This window comes from Bradyrhizobium sp. LTSPM299 (genome assembly GCF_000938235.1).
Classification (GTDB): Bacteria; Pseudomonadota; Alphaproteobacteria; order Rhizobiales; family Xanthobacteraceae; genus Bradyrhizobium.
Genome location: NZ_JYMU01000091.1, coordinates 53895 through 69413, shown reverse-complemented (window position 1 = coordinate 69413; position 15519 = coordinate 53895). Strand labels below are relative to the sequence as shown.

Below are 15519 nucleotides of genomic sequence, written 5' to 3'. Positions count from 1 at the left end.
CGCGGTGATCCTGACGCGGACCGGGAGAATCGAGCGCCAATCCCATTGGGACACACGCCTCCGGCAAAGTCGATTCTTCGAACGTCGCGGTCGCCGGTGGTCCTCCCAGCGGTCCGCGAACCGTTGCGGTCAGGTCGGCTGCGGCGACGTATCACCCGCTTTTTCGATCAGAAAAACGATTCCGTGCTCGCCGCGTTCCGCAATCTCGACCCGATCGCCGGTCTCGCGGATCAGGTTCGGGATATCGATCACCGACAGCGGATCGGTGCAGCGCACTTCCAGAAAGTCTCCCGCCTGGACAGCCCTGAGCGCCTTCCGCGTCTTCAGCGCAGGCAACGGGCATTTGAGGCCGGTCAGATCGAGTTTCGTCGTGGTCATGTCGCGAACATGGCGAAGCGGTCCGGCACCGTCAACATCGGGCAACCCAGGAGTCTTTCAGATCAAACTGGCGTAAGCGAGAAAGCCGACCGTCTGGCCGGGCTCGACGCGCTCGATGGCCTCGCCCAGTTCGACCAGGCCATCGGTGTCCACGAGCGACGAGAGCAATCCCGCGCCCTCGCGCGGAAACTTGACCGCCTCGAGCTCACCAGTCTGGCCCTTGCGCAGATTGACCCTGATATATTCGCGGCGGCCGAGCTTCTTCCTGTAGGAGAATGCCGCGCGCAGCGGCATCGGAACCAGCGGCTGTAGCGCGGCGCCCGCCAGCGCCAGCACCGTCGGTCGCACCACATGGACGAAGGTGACGAAACTCGCCACCGGATTTCCGGGCAATCCGATGAACGGCGTGCCGTCGATGATTCCCATCGCGACCGGACGTCCGGGCTTGATCGCCATCCGCCACAGCACCAGCGCTCCGACGCTTTCGACGCTGGCCTTGACATGGTCCTCTTCGCCGGTCGAGACCCCTCCGGTGGTCAGGATCAGATCGTGCGCACCGGCGACCTTCTTCAAGCCGTCGGCGAGCGCTACGCGGTCGTCGCTGACGATACCGAGATCGCTGACGTCGCAACCCAGCCGCTTCAACATCGCCATCAGCATGAAGCGGTTGGAATCGAACAATTGTGCCGCTGCACGCGGGTTTCCCGGCGATACCAGTTCGTTGCCGGTCGAAAACACCGCGACGCGGATTCGCCGGCGTACATCGAGCTGGGTCAGGCCGAACGCCGCCGCCAGTGCGACGTCCTGCGGCCGCAGCCGTTGCCCCGCTGCGAGGGCCGGCGTGCCGATCGGAACGTCTTCACCGGCGGGACGCACGTTGGCGCCCGGCCGAAGCCCCGCCGGGAGAATGACCCTTCCCGGACCATCGCGGCGGACGTCCTCCTGCATGAACACCGTGTCGGCACCGTCCGGAAGCGGCGCGCCGGTGAAAACCCGCGCGGCGTGGCCTGGCTCGATGGCGCCGACCGCCGACGCGCCGGCCTGAACCCGGCCCGTCACCGGAAATGCCCTTTCCTCTCCGCGCGGAACATCGTCGCCGCGGACCGCGTAGCCGTCGACCGCGGAATTGGTGAAGGGCGGCAGCGGCAGCGGCGCGGAAATGCCGCTTGCGAGAATGCGCCCGTCGGCATCGCCCAAGGAAACCGTCTCGGTCTCCTGCACCGCCGTCACCCGCGCAGCGATAATCGCCACAGCGTCGTCGACCGACATCATCGGTCCGCCAAACGCGAAGCAATCGTCGGACAGTTGCGCCATCTCGGTTCTCCGGGCCGATGAAGCCGGCTTCATATCCAAGGCTGCTTTATATCCACCGGCCCGGAATGTCATGATATCAAACAGGCATGATCGAGACCGATAAAGCCCAGGTTCCCCTGATCGTGCCGGATCCGACCGATCGGCGGCTAACCGAGCGCGTAACCGGCACCGACCAGACCGGCACCGCGGTCGAGATCAGCGTTCCCGTCGAGCGGCCGCTGACGCTGTATCTGAACGCGCAGGAGATCGTCACCATGATGACGATCGGCGACTACCCGGAATATCTCGCGTTGGGCTATCTGCTCAACCAGAACATGCTGAAATACGACGATGTCGTCACCGAAGTGGAATACGACGACGACCTGCAGGTGGTTGTGGTGCGCACCGAGCGTCACACCAATTTCGAAGCGAAACTGAAGAAGCGCACGCAGACCTCGGGCTGCGCGCAGGGCACGGCGTTCGGCGACCTGCTCGAGGCCGTGGAAAGCGTGGCTTTGCCGAAGGCGGAATTGCGCACGTCATGGCTCTATCAGATGACGCACACGATCAACACGATGCCTTCGCTCTACCTCGAGGCAGGCGCGATCCACGGCTGCGTGCTGTGCAAGGAGGGCACGCCGGTCTGCTACACCGAGGACGTCGGCCGCCACAACGCCGTCGACAAGATCGCGGGCTGGATCTATCGCCACCGCGTCGATCCCGCCGACAAGATCCTCTACACCACGGGACGCCTCACCTCCGAGATGATCATCAAGACGGTCCGGATGGGTATTCCGATTTTGGTGTCGCGCTCAGGCTTCACGGCCTGGGGCGTCGAACTGGCACGGCAGGTCGGATTGACGCTGGTCGGACGTGCGCGCGGCAAGCGTTTCATCGCGCTGTCGGGCGAAGAACGGATCATCCACGACCAGAACCTCGCCTACGTCGAGGACGAATCCGCGCGCCACAAACGCAAGGGCGAAGATCGTGACGACTGAGATTCCACCGACGCCGGGCGTGCTGCTCGCCGGCGGCCTGGCGCGGCGGATGGGTGGCGGCGACAAGCCGATGCGCCTGATCGCCGGACGCACCATCCTCGAACGCGTGATTGCGCGGCTGCAGCCGCAATGCGACGGGTTGGTTCTGAACGCCAATGGCGATCCGTCCCGCTTCGCCGCCTTCGGCCTTCCCGTCATCGCCGACACGGTGAAGGATTTTCCGGGACCGCTTGCCGGCATTCTTGCCGCACTTGACTGGACGGCAGCCAATCGGCCGGGCGTCGAATTCATACTCAGTGCCGCGGCGGACTGCCCGTTCCTGCCGCGCGATCTGGTTGCGCGGCTGCATCACGCGCGCCTGGCGCAGGATGCGCAGCTGGCGGTCGCGGCGTCCGCGGGGCAGTCGCATCCGGTGATCGGATTGTGGAACGTCGCCTTGCGCGACGAGCTCCGCCACGCGCTGGTCGTGGAAGATGTGCGCAAGATCGACCGCTGGACCGCACGCTACCGACTCGCGACCGTGACGTGGCCGACGGATCGGCTCGATCCGTTCTTCAACGCCAACACCATGGACGACATCGCCGAAGCGGAACGGTTGGCAGAATTGGACGGGAGCATGGGGCATATTGGCGAGCTGAGAGACAATCACGATCACTGATTTGCCCAACACGGCAATCTCTCGCGAGAAAATTATTTCCGTTTATACGAAACGGAAAATCAGTTTATAGATTTGCCCGCCCCACCCGATTGAGGGGCGAGCGCACGTCACGAACGCGCGGTGGGATGCGGTGGACGCCGATTGCGTAATTGACGAGTGCGCATGAAGCGGACGGCGAAGTCGTGTGGTCCTGACACTGCAATGTAGGCGGATTGCGGCCCGAGGCGAAGGCGCCCGCCGTCGCTGCTGCGCGGCCTTGGCGTTGCACCCGGCTTCGCAAGCGTTTTCGTCGCGGCATGCCGCGCTGAAGCGTTCGCGAAGGCGGGTGGCGGAGAGGGGGGGATTCGAACCCCCGATAGGCTTGCACCTATGCCGCATTTCGAGTGCGGTACAATCAACCACTCTGCCACCTCTCCAGCGGCCCAGGTGATTTGCACCACCCGCGGTCGGGCGTGTTCTAAGCGAGGATGGCGGGCCAGACAAGGCGCTGCAATAATATTTCCGTCACGGCGGCGCGGGTCGGAGCTGATATCGCCGCACATGAAGAACATGCGTTGAAACAACGCACTAGCGCTCTGGCTCGAAACGGTCTGGCCATCGAGCTTAATGGAAGGGAGCGGAGATATGGAGCATCTGACGATTCGGGCCAACGGCGCGGCGTTCCATGTCGCGCGAACGGGGAGCGGCAGGCCGCTGCTCCTGTTGCACGGCTGGCCGGAATTCTGGCTGACCTGGGAGCCGGTGATGACTCGCCTGGCCAGCCGCTTCATGCTGATCGCACCGGACCTGCGCGGTTTCGGCAACAGCGACAAGCCTGACAGCCCTTTCGGTCCGGACCAGCATGCCGACGACATGCTGGCGCTGCTGGACGCGCTCGGCATCGGACAGGCGGGCGTCGTCGGCCATGACGTCGGCGGCGCGGTGATGCAGCCCCTCGCGCGCAAGGCGCCGCTGCGGCTGGCCGGCCTGTTGTTCTTCGATTTCGTCTATCCCGGCATCGGTCCGCGGATGGCCGCGCCCGACCGGCTGAACCACATCTGGTACCAGTCGTTCCAGCAGATGGAGATGGCGCCGGCGCTGGTCGGCGCGACGCGCGAGACGTGCCGGACCTATATCGGGCATTTCCTGCGCAACTGGTCGCATCGCAAGGCCGCCTTCGACGACGTGATCGAGGCCTTCACCGACAACTTCATGACACACGGCAACCTTGCCGGCGGCTTCGCGCATTACCGCGCGTCCCATGCCGGACGCGTGAGGATGATGCAGGGCGAGGCGTCGGCGCTGCCGCCGATCGCGGTGCCGACCTGCATCCGCTGGGCCGAGCACGATCCGCTGTTTCCCTACGCCTGGACCGACCGGCTCGGCGAGACCTTCACCGATCTCGATCTCGCGATGTTTCCCGGTGTCGGGCATTTCCCGCATCGTGAGGATCCGGATCGGGCGGCCGCTGAGATCGCGGGGTTTTTCGAGCGAATCAATTGGAAGTAGAATGAAGGTGGGACCGCCAGACGCGACAAAAAACTGGCGGTCCCGTGCCGCTGCTTAAAATTTACTGGCCGAGAAGTGCGGCTTCGACGGCCAGTGGGAGCGACGGACTGACGCTAGCAACCCCGGCCAAATCGGCAACGCGAACCCGTTCTTAACCTAACCGCTCAACCTTACCGCGCTGCGGTCAAGCGGCGATGGTTAACGCGAGTCTCACGCCTTGGCGTTTTCCTTGGCTTTTTCCTTGGTCTTCTTGGCCTTTTTCTCGCTCTTTTCGCTCTCGTCGCCGTCCTTGACCTTTTTCTCGTCCTTGCCGTTGTCTTTCTTGCGGTTGGTGAATCGGGCATTGCCGAGCCCGGTTCCGATCGTCAGCACGCCCCAGTGCGCGACGTCCTGCATGAAGGGGACTTCGGCGAGCCCCTGGGCGACGCCGTCATTGTGCATCACGATCGCGGTGTCGTGGCCGCCGATCTCGGGAATCGCCTCGACCAGGCTCGCCGGCAGGTTGAATTTGCTGCTCTCCCAATTGCCCGGCAGGTTTTGCGCGCCCTTCGCGATCGACCCGTCCGCGTTGATGACGCCGGGACAGGAGATGCCGATGAACGGTGCGAGCTTCAGGCCCTCGGCCTCTGCGGCGCCGATCAGATCCTTCAGCATCTTCACCAGCCGCTTCACCGCGCCCTCGCGCGTCGGCTCGTCGTCGGCATGGCGCCACAGCTCCGACTTCCAGACTTCCGCCTTCGACAAATCAGGCGCCTTCTTCCAGCGCGTCTCGACCACACCGCAGCGGATATTGGTGCCGCCGATATCGACCGCCAGGATGCTGTCATGGGCCTCGAAGATCCATGAAGGAGCCAGATGCAGCGTGCCGATCAGGCCGGCGTCATCGGGATGAAAGCGGATCGGCACCATGTCGATCTCGATATCCTCCGATGTGAGGATGATCTCGGTGCGCGCGATGGCGAGTTCGCCGAGCCGGCTTTCGCGAAAGCCACCGCCGACCACGATGCGCTCAGTGCCGGCCCAGGCCTTGGTCTTGAGGAAGCGCCGCGTCACATAAGCGAGCTCCTGCGCGAACTCCTCGATCGCGCTGTGCACGACGGCGGACGCCTCGGTGTCGTCGCCGACCAGCATCTCATCCAGCTTCTTCTTGCTGATCTCGTCCGACGGCTCGTCGCCGAATGGATCCTCGCCCGACTTCCGCAGCGGCTTGCGCCAGCGGTCGAAAATCTTGCGGAATGCGCCCTTGGAGGCACGGTCGCCGATGAATCCCTCGTCGTCCTTCAGCTCGATGTTGAAACTGTCGATATCGACGGATGGCAGCCGCGCGCCGCCATGCTGGGCAATGCCCGTGGTTGATAATGTGTCGTCAGCCATACGCCCTTGCGCCCTTGCCCGCATGAGGTTCCGTCCATTAACGGCCGGGAACCCAATTGGTTGCGTCCCGCGCTTTGGCCCGCGCGGGACGCAATTTTGGACGAGAAAGTCTTGGGCGACGTCAGGCTGCCGCAACCCCGTAGCGCGCCGCGGGCTTGCTGCGCGACAGGTTCGGCATCAGCTTCTGGCGAGCGCCCTCATAGGCCTGCCAGTCCGCGGCATCTGGCAGCGACGGCACCGTGATGACCTCACCCTGGTCGAGGCCGGCGAGCGCGGCATCCACCATATCCTCGGCCTTCATGACGATCTCGCCGGGCAGATGCTCGACCGGAGTGCCGGCGATGCCCCAGAATTCGGTCGCCGTCGCGCCCGGCAACACCGCCTGAACGCGGATGTTCTTGTCCTTGAGCTCATGCTGCAACGACTGCGTCAGCGCGACGACGAAGGCCTTGCTGCCGCCGTAGACGCCGTTGAGGATCTCAGGCGCGACGCCGACGATCGAGGCGATGTTGATCAGGGTGCCGCCGCCGCGCGCGACAAATCCCGGAACCGCCGCATAGGTCAGGCGCATCAGCGCGTTGACGTTGAGTGCAATCATGTCGCTCATCTTGTCGACGTCGGATACGAGCAGCGGCGCAGTCGCGCCGACGCCAGCGTTGTTGACGAGCACGGTGATGCCGGCATTGCTGCGCAGAATGGCTTCGATCCGGGACAGGTCGTCCCGCTTGCTGAGGTCGGCGGCAACGATCTCGATCGATCGGCCTGTCTCCTCAGACAGACGCTTCGCAAGCCCATCGAGGCGCTCGCGGTTGCGTGCGACGAGGATCAGATCGTAGCCACGCCGTGCGAGCCGGTCCGCATAGATGGCACCGATTCCGGACGACGCGCCGGTGACGAGCGCCGTTCCCTTGGCTGACTTGGTCATGTTGATCTCCTGTTTGACCTGGACGGCCGGTTTTGGCCGCTGTTCAGGTTGTAGAGACCCTTGCCTGCGTCTCAAATGTCATATATACACCTTTTCAGGACGCCGGCATGTGCGCGAGGGTTCCATGCAGAGGATCGGCTTCGTCATTTTTCCCGCCTTCCAGGTGATGGGCTTCACTGCCATCACCGCCTTCGAGATCGCCAATCTGGTGGCGGGCGAGCCGTTCTATGAAATCACGCTGCTGTCGGAGAATGGCGGCCCGATCCGATCGTCCGCGGGCTTCAATGTCGAGACCGAAGCCTTCAGTGACCGCAGCTTCGACACGCTGTTCATCGGGGCGGGCTCGGAGCTTCATCCGGCATCACCAACGCTGACCGCCTATATTCGCGGCGCCATGACGTCGTTGCAGCGCATCGCAGCGCCTTGCCTCGGCGCCTTCTCGCTGGCCGAAGCCGGCCTGCTCGACGGCCGGCGCGTCTCCACGCATTGGCAATACGCAGCCGAGCTGCAGGCGCGATTTCCAACGCTGAAAGTCGAGCAGGACCGCATCTACATCATCGACGGGCCGATCTGGACCTCGGCCGGCATGACCGCAACGATCGATCTGGCGCTGGCGATGGTCGAACATGATCTCGGCGTCGAGGTGGCCCGTTCGGTCGCCCGCAAGCTCGTCGTCTATCATCGCCGCGCCGGCGGACAGTCGCAGTATTCCGCGCTACTCGAGCTCGACCCGAAATCCGACCGCATCCAGAACGCGCTCCACTATGCCAAGGCGCACCTGCGCAACGAATTGTCCGTGGAGGAGCTGGCCGAGGTCGCGCGGCTCAGCCCGCGCCAGTTCAGCCGCGCCTTTCGCGCCGAGACCGGGCAATCGCCGGCGAAGGCGATCGAGCATCTCCGTGTCGAGGCGGCGCGCGAGTTGATCGGCGATGGCCGGCATGCCATGGACGAGATCGCGAACGAGACCGGCTTTGCCGACCGTGAGCGGATGCGGCGGGCGTTCCTGCGTGTCCTGGGCCAGCCGCCGCAAACCATCCGCCGCCACGCCAGGGCGGCCGCGCAGGCGTCAGCATAGAAGGCGAAACGGGCCAAAACTGCGCCAAATCCTTCATTTTCGGCCGGTTTTTGCCCCGCTTTTTCTTGACTCCTCACCGTTTGCGGCTATAAGTCCGCGTCATCCGGCGCGAGGATTTCTCGCGCCGCTTGTTTTTGCGCGAACAATCCAGGGAATTCGTTCCCCTCGCGCGAAAACTGAAACCCATAGCGACTGAACAAAAAGCCGACCCGGGCTACTCGTCCGAGGCTGGTATCGAACACGAAGGAATCAAACGATGTTCGCAGTCATCAAAACCGGCGGCCGGCAGTTCCGCGTCGTTCCGAATGATGTACTCGAGATAGGCAAGATCGCCGGCGAAGTCGGTACGATCATCCAGCTTGGCGAAGTTCTGGTGCTCGGCGGTGATACGCCCGTGCTGGGGACGCCCACCGTGGCAGGCGCGACCGTTGCAGCCGAAGTGCTGCAGCACAAGCGTGGCCCCAAGGTGATCGCGTTCAAGAAGCGTCGCCGCAAGAATTCACGCCGCAAGCGCGGCTATCGCGACGAGCTCACGGTGCTTCGCATCACCGAGATCCTCGCCGATAATGCCAAGCCGACCATCGGCCCGCGGCCGAAGCGGGAAAAGCCGGTGGCAGCGCCCGCTGAGGAAGCCGCATAGGCCTCTCGCGCCCAAAAAGTTGATCGTCACGCGGCAAATCCGCGTGACCAGAATTGAAATGATTCCGTCAAGGAATTGATTTAGAGATTCTAGCGAAGTCGGAGACGAGCCATGGCTCACAAAAAAGCAGGCGGTTCATCGCGCAACGGACGTGATTCCAAGGGCAAGCGCCTTGGCGTCAAGGCGTTCGGTGGCGAGCGCGTGATTCCCGGTAACATCATCGCGCGTCAGCGCGGCACCACCTGGCACCCCGGCCTTAATGTCGGCATGGGCACCGACCATACTCTCTTCGCCAAGATCGAGGGTCATGTCGAGTTCCGTGCCAAAGCCAACGGCCGCACATTCGTATCGGTCGTCCCGATGGCGGAAGCGGCCGAGTAGACGGTGGACAAACACGAGTCCGCCGGGTCCTGTTGAACCGGCGGAGTCGAAAAGGGCTCCAAGGGAGGCGGGACAACCGGCCTCCCTTTTTTGTTGCGCGGGTTCCAGTTCGACCGCGCGCAACATTCCAAGCGTTGCGTACCGTTTTCGCATCACAGGAGCCCGACATGCTGCAGGACATCCCGACCCCGACGTTGCGCGAGGCGAGAGCGTGCGTCCTCGAGACCGAACGGCTGACATTGCGCAAGCCGACGCTCGCGGACGTAAAAGCAATTGCCCATCTCGCCAATGATCGCCGCATCGCGGAGAACACCCGCCGGCTGCCGCATCCCTACAGCCAGGACGACGCCATCGATTTCGTGCGCGCGCTTGCCGAGGGCGGACGCGAGACGGTTTTCCTGATCGAGAACAATCATACGCCGATCGGAATGGTCGGCGTCGACTGGCGCGAGGCGACCCCGGCGGAACTCGGCTATTGGCTCGGCGTCGACCATTGGGGCCAGGGTTTCGGCACCGAGGCCGCACGCGCGGTGATCGATTATTTCTTTGAGGAATTCGATCTCGACCAGCTGATATCAGGCGCCCGCGTCGCGAACCCGTCGTCGCGCAACATCCTTGAGAAGTGCGGCTTCCAGTGGAGCGGCGTCGAGTTGCACCGCTTCGAGGCGCTGGGCTCGTCGAGCCCGGTGGACTGCTTCCGCCTGTCGCGCGGCGTCTGGGCCTCGCTGAAGACCTGGAGCCATTCGACGCGGCGGAACACTTGATCGTTACCCCCCCCTGGAGGGGGAGGGTCGACGCGAATGAAATGAGCGGCGGGGTGGGGTGACGGTCTCTCCACATCCAACAGTGCCCGAGTTGAGAGATCACCCCACCCCGTCTCGCACTTCGCTTCGCTCAGTTGCGAGCCGACCCTCCCCCTCCAGGGGAGGGTGATAGTCATGCCGGCGGGTTCACTGCCGGCTGCTGCCGCCCGAGCTGCTGCTCGCGCAGGAAGATATAGAGTCCTGCGCCGATAATGATCGCGGCACCAACGATCGTGGCCCAGGACGGCACGTCGCCGAACACCACAAAGCCGAAGATCACCGCCCAGACGATCATCGAATATTGATAGGGCACCACCACGCTCGCCGGCGCGAGCTTCAGCGAGCGGTTCACGCAGAGCAGCGCGGCGACCGAGATGATGCCGGCGGCGAAGAACAGCCCGAGGCTGCCGGCTGATGGCGTCACCCAGCCGAACGGCGACAGCGCGGCGCCCAGGATGAACGTGCCGCCGAATTGCGACGACGCCAGCACGATGTCGGGTGTCGATCGCAGCGATCGCGTGATCAACATCAACACCGCAAACGACAGGCTGCCGCCAAGTGCGATCATCGCCGGCCAACTGATCGTCTGCGACGAGGGCCTGAGCGCGATCAACACGCCGCAGAAGCCGACCAGGATCGCCGTCCAGCGCCGCCAGCCGACATGCTCACCGAGCACGAGGCCCGACATCGCGGTGACGAAGATCGGTCCGGCCAGATAATAGGTGATGACGTCGGCGAGCGGCAGATAGACGGTCGCGAGGAAGAACGCCGCGACCTCGAGCGTCGACAGTATCACCCGCAGCAATTGCAGCCAGGGGCGCTCGAGATGAAGGAAATCCGCGCGGCTCTTCCACACCATCGGCAGCAGCACCAGCAGTGCTGCGCAGGCGCGCAGCCACAGCAACTGCCCGACCGAATAGGTCGCGACCATGAATTTGCCCATCGCGTCGCCGAACGAGAACATGAAGATCGACAGCAGCATCAGCCCGATGCCGGCAAGCCGCGCGGATCGATCGTCATAGGAGGACAGTTTTGCGAACAGGCTCATCTTGCTCTTGTTGCCGCCGCGGATGAGTCGGGCCGGCTTTGCTGCCGGTTTTAGCGACGTGGCTGCGCAGGACAACCCCAGAGGCTGCAAATCGAACCAATTGTCGCAGTGCAGCGCCTGCGCTACCGGTAGATCAGCCGTCCAAAGAACAGCGCAGGAAACGCCGCATGACCGAGTTCGATCCTATCAAGCACCGCATGGTTGCAGCGCAGCGGTGGTTCGAGGATTTCGTGCTTGGCGAGCGCTTCGTGATCCCGAGCCGCACGCAAACATCGGCCGTGTTCGCCGCCTTCCAGACCGCGAGCGGCGACACCCATCCGATCCATTACGACGTCGAATATTGCCGCGCGCGCGGCATGCCGGACCTGCTCGCGCACGGCTTCCAAACCCTGGTGCACACGGCGCCCGGTGCGGGGCTGTTTCCCTATCTCGTGGAAGAGTCGCTGATCGGCTTTCTCGAACAGTCGAGCAAGTTCCTGAAACCCGTCTACGCCGGCGACACCATCTACCCCGCACTTGAGGTGATCGAGCTCGCACCTGGCCGTAGCACCGGCGTCGTGACGCTGCGCTCGACCGTGCACAATCAGCGCCGCGAACTGGTGCTGGAGGGGATGCAGAAGTTCCTGGTCCGGCGCCGGCCGGCGTAATCGCGCACCAAATGCGCTGAGGCCGCAAAAAGGCCCGAAAATTAAGGCTTTTCGCCAAAGTCAGGGCGCTTCAGGGTTGCCGCAGCGGCCCCCCTGCCCTAACTAGTAAAAATCATGAAATTCCTCGATGAAGCCAAGGTCTATATTCGCTCGGGCGACGGCGGCAATGGCTGCGTCGCGTTCCGGCGCGAGAAGTTCATCGAGTTCGGCGGCCCGTCCGGTGGCAATGGCGGCCGCGGCGGCGACGTCATCATCGAGGCCGTCGACGGCCTGAATACGCTGATCGATTACCGCTACCAGCAGCACTTCAAGGCGCCCAAGGGCACCAATGGCATGGGCAAGGACCGCCACGGTGCCAACGGCAAGCCCATCGTGCTGAAAGTGCCCGTCGGCACCCAAGTGTTCGATGAAGACCGCGAGACGCTGCTGCACGACTTCACCACGCTCGGTGAGAAGTTCGTGCTGGCCGAAGGCGGCAATGGCGGCTTCGGCAATGCGCATTTCAAATCCTCCACCAATCGCACGCCGCGCAATGCCAATCCCGGCCAGACCGGCGAAGAGCGCTGGATCTGGCTGCACCTGAAGCTGATCGCCGATGCGGGTCTGGTCGGCCTGCCCAACGCCGGCAAGTCGACCTTCCTGTCGGTCGTCAGCGCGGCAAAACCGAAGATCGCTGACTATCCCTTCACCACCCTGCATCCGCAGCTTGGCGTGGTGAATGTCGGCGGCCGTGAGTTCGTGCTGGCCGACATTCCCGGCCTGATCGAAGGCGCGCATGAGGGCGTCGGCCTCGGTGACCGCTTCCTCGGCCATGTCGAACGCTGCCGCGTGCTGCTGCATCTGATCGACGCGACCTGCGAGCATGCCGGAAAGGCCTACAAGACCGTGCGCACCGAGCTCGACGCGTATGAGGGCCAGCTCGCCGACAAGATCGAGATCGTCGCGCTGAACAAGATCGACGCGGTCACGGCGGAAGACCTGAAGAAGCAGAAGGACCGGCTCAAGCGGGTGGCGAAGAAGACGCCGCTGCTGATCTCCGGCGTCACCGGCGAAGGCGTGCCGGAAGCGTTGCGCGCGCTGGTCGAGGTGATCGGCGAGGCGCCAGTCTCGAACAAGGCCAAGGGCCAAGCGGAGCCGTGGGCGACGCCGGGACCGTAGGGTGAACCCTCCTACGTCAGCCACTTCCAAAGTCTTGATGTGGCGCGTATTGCTTCCATCACTTGTTTTCCAGACCCAAACCCATGCAACGCCCCGCGCTCAAGAATTTTCGTCGCATCGTCGTCAAGGTCGGGTCGTCACTGCTGGTCGACTCGCAGGCCGGCGAGGTGCGCGCGTCCTGGCTCGCGGCACTGGTCGATGACATCGCCAAACTGCACAAGGACGGCCGCGAGGTCATGGTGGTGTCGTCGGGCTCGATTGCGCTCGGCCGCAGCCGCCTGAAGCTACCGCGCGGACCGCTGAAGCTCGAGGAGAGCCAGGGCGCCGCCGCCGTCGGTCAGATCGCGCTGGCACGGATCTGGTCGGAGGTACTCGGTCATCACGGCATCGGAGCCGGCCAGATTCTCGTCACGCTGCAGGACACCGAAGAGCGCCGCCGCTATCTCAACGCACGCTCGACGATCGCAAAGCTGCTCGAATGGCGCGCGGTGCCTGTGATCAACGAGAACGACACGGTCGCCACCAACGAAATCCGTTACGGCGACAACGACCGCCTCGCCGCCCGCGTCGCCACCATGGCGAGCGCGGACCTCCTGATCCTGCTGTCCGACATCGACGGCCTCTACACCGCGCCACCCGCGGCCAATCCCGAAGCAAGGCTGATCCCGATCGTCGAGAGCGTCACCTCGGAGATCGAGGCGATGGCGGGCGCCGCTGAATCCGAATTGTCGCGCGGCGGCATGTACACCAAGATCGAAGCCGCGAAGATCGCGACCACCGCCGGCACCCACATGCTGATCGCCTCCGGCAAGATCGAGCATCCATTGCAGGCGATCGCCGACGGCGGCCGCTGCACCTGGTTCCTCACCCCGGCTAACCCGGTAACCGCGCGAAAACGCTGGATCGCGGGCTCGCTGGAGCCCAAGGGCACGCTGACTATCGACGCCGGTGCGGTGAACGCGCTGCGCGCGGGGAAAAGCCTGCTGCCGGCCGGTGTTGTCAGGGTCGACGGCCAATTCGCGCGCGGCGACGCCGTGGTGGTGCGCGGCCCCGATACCCATGAGATAGGCCGCGGCCTCGTCGCCTACGACGCCGAGAACGCCGAGAAGATCAAGGGCCGCTCCTCGCCTGATGTGATGGCCATTCTCGGGACCAGCGGCCGGTCCGAAATGATCCATCGCGACGACCTGGTGGTGGGCCCGGCGGGCACCTTCCCGGCCAAATAGGCCCAAATAGCCTATTGGGCCGATCGGCCGGCGGCCGGACGCCATCTGCCATACCGGTTCCGCGCCTCGCCAACCCCTCAATTGTCATGCTAGAACATGGCCTTAATCTAAAGCTGGGACGTCCATGACCGCGCCTCTGAAGGCGATCGACGGCAACGCCGATCTCTCCGCCCTGATGACCGACCTCGCCGCCAAGGCGCGCGCCGCGGCGCGTGTGTTGGCGTTGGCGTCGCCGGAGCAGAAGAACCGGGCGCTCGCGGCCATTGAACGTGCGATCCGCAGCAACGCGCCAGCCATCCTCGCCGCCAATGCCGAGGATGTCGCGGAGGCGCGTGCAGCCGGCATGACCTCGGCCTTCGTCGACCGCCTGACGCTGACGCAGGCACGCGTCGACGGGATGGCCGACGGCGTTGCAACCGTGCGCGAGATTCCCGATCCGGTCGGCGCCGTCACTGAGAGCTGGCAGCGGCCGAACGGGATGACGATCGAGCGCGTGCGCGTGCCGCTCGGCGTGATCGGCGTGATCTTCGAAAGCCGTCCCAACGTCGCCGCCGATGCCGGCGTGCTGTGCCTGAAGTCGGGCAACGCGGTGATCCTGCGCGGCGGCTCTGACAGCTTCCGCTCCTGCCGCGCGATCCATGACTGCCTGGTGCAGGGCCTGCGCGAAGCCGGCCTGCCGGAAGCCGCGATCACCCTGGTGCCGACGCGCGACCGCACAGCGGTCGGGCTGATGCTTACGGGATTGAACGGCGGCATCGACGTGATCGTGCCGCGTGGCGGCAAGAGCCTGGTTGCGCGCGTCGAGGCGGAAGCACGGGTACCCGTGTTCGCGCATCTCGAGGGCGTCAACCACGTCTATGTCGATCGTTCGGCCAATCTCGACATGGCGAAGAAGATCGTGCTCAACGCCAAGATGCGGCGCCCGGGCGTCTGTGGCGCTGCGGAGACCCTGCTGGTGGATCGCACGGCTGTTGCGACGAGCCTGAAACCGCTGATCGAGACGTTGATCAATGCCGGCTGCGAGGTACGCGGCGACGACATTGTGCAAGGCGTTGACGCCAGGGTGAAGCCTGCGTCGGAAGAGGATTGGGATACCGAATACGAGGACGCGATCATCTCGGCGAAGGTCGTCGATGGCCTCGATGAAGCGATCGCGCATATTCAGAATCACGGCTCGCATCACACCGATGCGATCGTGACGGAAGATGCCGCGGCCGCACAAAGATTTCTCGGCGAGGTCGACTCCGCGATCGTGCTGCATAACGCCTCGACGCAGTTTGCCGACGGCGGCGAGTTCGGCTTCGGCGCCGAGATCGGGATTGCGACCGGCAAATTCCACGCCCGCGGCCCGGTCGGCGCCGAGCAACTGACGAGCTTCAAGTATCGCGTCCACGGCACCGGACAGACGCGGCCGTGATCATTCCCCG

The 15519-nt window shown here is 64.3% G+C and carries 16 protein-coding genes and 1 tRNA gene; 11 read left to right on the top strand and 6 right to left on the bottom strand.

Going from position 1 to position 15519, the window contains the following annotated elements; genetic code table 11:
- Window positions 1-129 precede the first annotated feature (129 nt).
- On the bottom strand, window positions 130-378 hold the full coding sequence (locus UP10_RS39310) for a sulfurtransferase TusA family protein (RefSeq protein WP_044539564.1): 249 nt from the start codon (window positions 376-378) through the stop codon (window positions 130-132).
- 57 nt (window positions 379-435) lie between these two features.
- A complete protein-coding gene (locus UP10_RS39305) occupies window positions 436-1692 on the bottom strand; it encodes a molybdopterin molybdotransferase MoeA (protein ID WP_044592524.1) in 1257 nt (418 codons plus the stop codon).
- Window positions 1693-1778: 86 nt separating this feature from the next.
- On the opposite strand from UP10_RS39305, the gene UP10_RS39300 reads away from it, so the two are divergent.
- Both UP10_RS39300 and mobA read left to right on the top strand, forming a co-directional pair.
- Window positions 1779-2669 carry a formate dehydrogenase accessory sulfurtransferase FdhD gene (locus tag UP10_RS39300; protein ID WP_044592523.1) on the top strand — a complete coding sequence of 297 codons (891 nt, stop codon included), beginning with the start codon at window positions 1779-1781 and terminating at the stop codon, window positions 2667-2669.
- Window positions 2656-3327 carry a molybdenum cofactor guanylyltransferase MobA gene (mobA, locus tag UP10_RS39295; protein ID WP_044592535.1) on the top strand — a complete coding sequence of 224 codons (672 nt, stop codon included), beginning with the start codon at window positions 2656-2658 and terminating at the stop codon, window positions 3325-3327. The genes UP10_RS39300 and mobA overlap by 14 nt, the downstream gene beginning before the upstream one ends.
- 326 nt (window positions 3328-3653) lie before the next feature.
- On the opposite strand, the gene UP10_RS39290 is transcribed toward mobA, so the two are convergent.
- Window positions 3654-3743, bottom strand: a tRNA-Ser gene (locus tag UP10_RS39290).
- A 208-nt stretch (window positions 3744-3951) separates the two neighbouring features.
- On the opposite strand from UP10_RS39290, the gene UP10_RS39285 reads away from it, so the two are divergent.
- Entirely contained in the window at window positions 3952-4815 is an 864-nt protein-coding gene (locus tag UP10_RS39285; RefSeq protein ID WP_044592522.1) for an alpha/beta fold hydrolase, read from the top strand.
- 210 nt (window positions 4816-5025) lie between these two features.
- On the opposite strand, the gene UP10_RS39280 is transcribed toward UP10_RS39285, so the two are convergent.
- Together UP10_RS39280 and UP10_RS39275 are read right to left on the bottom strand one after the other, a co-directional pair.
- On the bottom strand, window positions 5026-6189 hold the full coding sequence (locus tag UP10_RS39280; RefSeq protein ID WP_044592521.1) for an ROK family protein: 1164 nt from the start codon (window positions 6187-6189) through the stop codon (window positions 5026-5028).
- A 121-nt stretch (window positions 6190-6310) separates the two neighbouring features.
- Window positions 6311-7114, bottom strand: coding sequence for an SDR family NAD(P)-dependent oxidoreductase (locus tag UP10_RS39275; protein WP_044592520.1), 804 nt, complete (start codon window positions 7112-7114; stop codon window positions 6311-6313).
- 124 nt (window positions 7115-7238) lie between these two features.
- Here UP10_RS39275 and UP10_RS39270 point away from each other — a divergent pair, with 124 nt between their 5' ends.
- The 4 genes from UP10_RS39270 (at window position 7239) to UP10_RS39255 (ending at window position 9974) form a co-directional block, all read left to right on the top strand.
- Window positions 7239-8189, top strand: a complete 951-nt coding sequence (locus tag UP10_RS39270) for a GlxA family transcriptional regulator (protein ID WP_044592519.1) — start codon at window positions 7239-7241, stop codon at window positions 8187-8189.
- 256 nt (window positions 8190-8445) lie between these two features.
- Window positions 8446-8829 carry a 50S ribosomal protein L21 gene (rplU, locus tag UP10_RS39265; RefSeq protein WP_044539571.1) on the top strand — a complete coding sequence of 128 codons (384 nt, stop codon included), beginning with the start codon at window positions 8446-8448 and terminating at the stop codon, window positions 8827-8829.
- A gap of 111 nt (window positions 8830-8940) precedes the next feature.
- On the top strand, window positions 8941-9210 hold the full coding sequence (rpmA, locus tag UP10_RS39260; RefSeq protein ID WP_044539572.1) for a 50S ribosomal protein L27: 270 nt from the start codon (window positions 8941-8943) through the stop codon (window positions 9208-9210).
- Window positions 9211-9377: 167 nt separating this feature from the next.
- Complete coding sequence (locus UP10_RS39255) at window positions 9378-9974, top strand: GNAT family N-acetyltransferase (protein ID WP_044592518.1); 597 nt, start codon at window positions 9378-9380, stop codon at window positions 9972-9974.
- A gap of 172 nt (window positions 9975-10146) precedes the next feature.
- Here the strand turns inward: UP10_RS39255 and UP10_RS39250 are convergent, their stop codons facing one another.
- Window positions 10147-11061 carry a DMT family transporter gene (locus UP10_RS39250; protein WP_044592534.1) on the bottom strand — a complete coding sequence of 305 codons (915 nt, stop codon included), beginning with the start codon at window positions 11059-11061 and terminating at the stop codon, window positions 10147-10149.
- Between the two features lie 167 nt (window positions 11062-11228).
- Between UP10_RS39250 and UP10_RS39245 the strand changes: the two genes are divergently transcribed.
- From UP10_RS39245 to UP10_RS39230, 4 genes are all read left to right on the top strand, one after another.
- Window positions 11229-11708, top strand: a complete 480-nt coding sequence (locus tag UP10_RS39245; RefSeq protein WP_044592517.1) for a MaoC family dehydratase — start codon at window positions 11229-11231, stop codon at window positions 11706-11708.
- A gap of 114 nt (window positions 11709-11822) precedes the next feature.
- Window positions 11823-12866, top strand: coding sequence for a GTPase ObgE (obgE, locus tag UP10_RS39240; protein WP_044592516.1), 1044 nt, complete (start codon window positions 11823-11825; stop codon window positions 12864-12866).
- Between the two features lie 83 nt (window positions 12867-12949).
- Complete coding sequence (gene proB / locus UP10_RS39235) at window positions 12950-14092, top strand: glutamate 5-kinase (RefSeq protein WP_044592515.1); 1143 nt, start codon at window positions 12950-12952, stop codon at window positions 14090-14092.
- A gap of 124 nt (window positions 14093-14216) precedes the next feature.
- Window positions 14217-15509 carry a glutamate-5-semialdehyde dehydrogenase gene (locus UP10_RS39230; protein WP_044592514.1) on the top strand — a complete coding sequence of 431 codons (1293 nt, stop codon included), beginning with the start codon at window positions 14217-14219 and terminating at the stop codon, window positions 15507-15509.
- The last annotated feature ends 10 nt before the right edge of the window (window positions 15510-15519 follow it).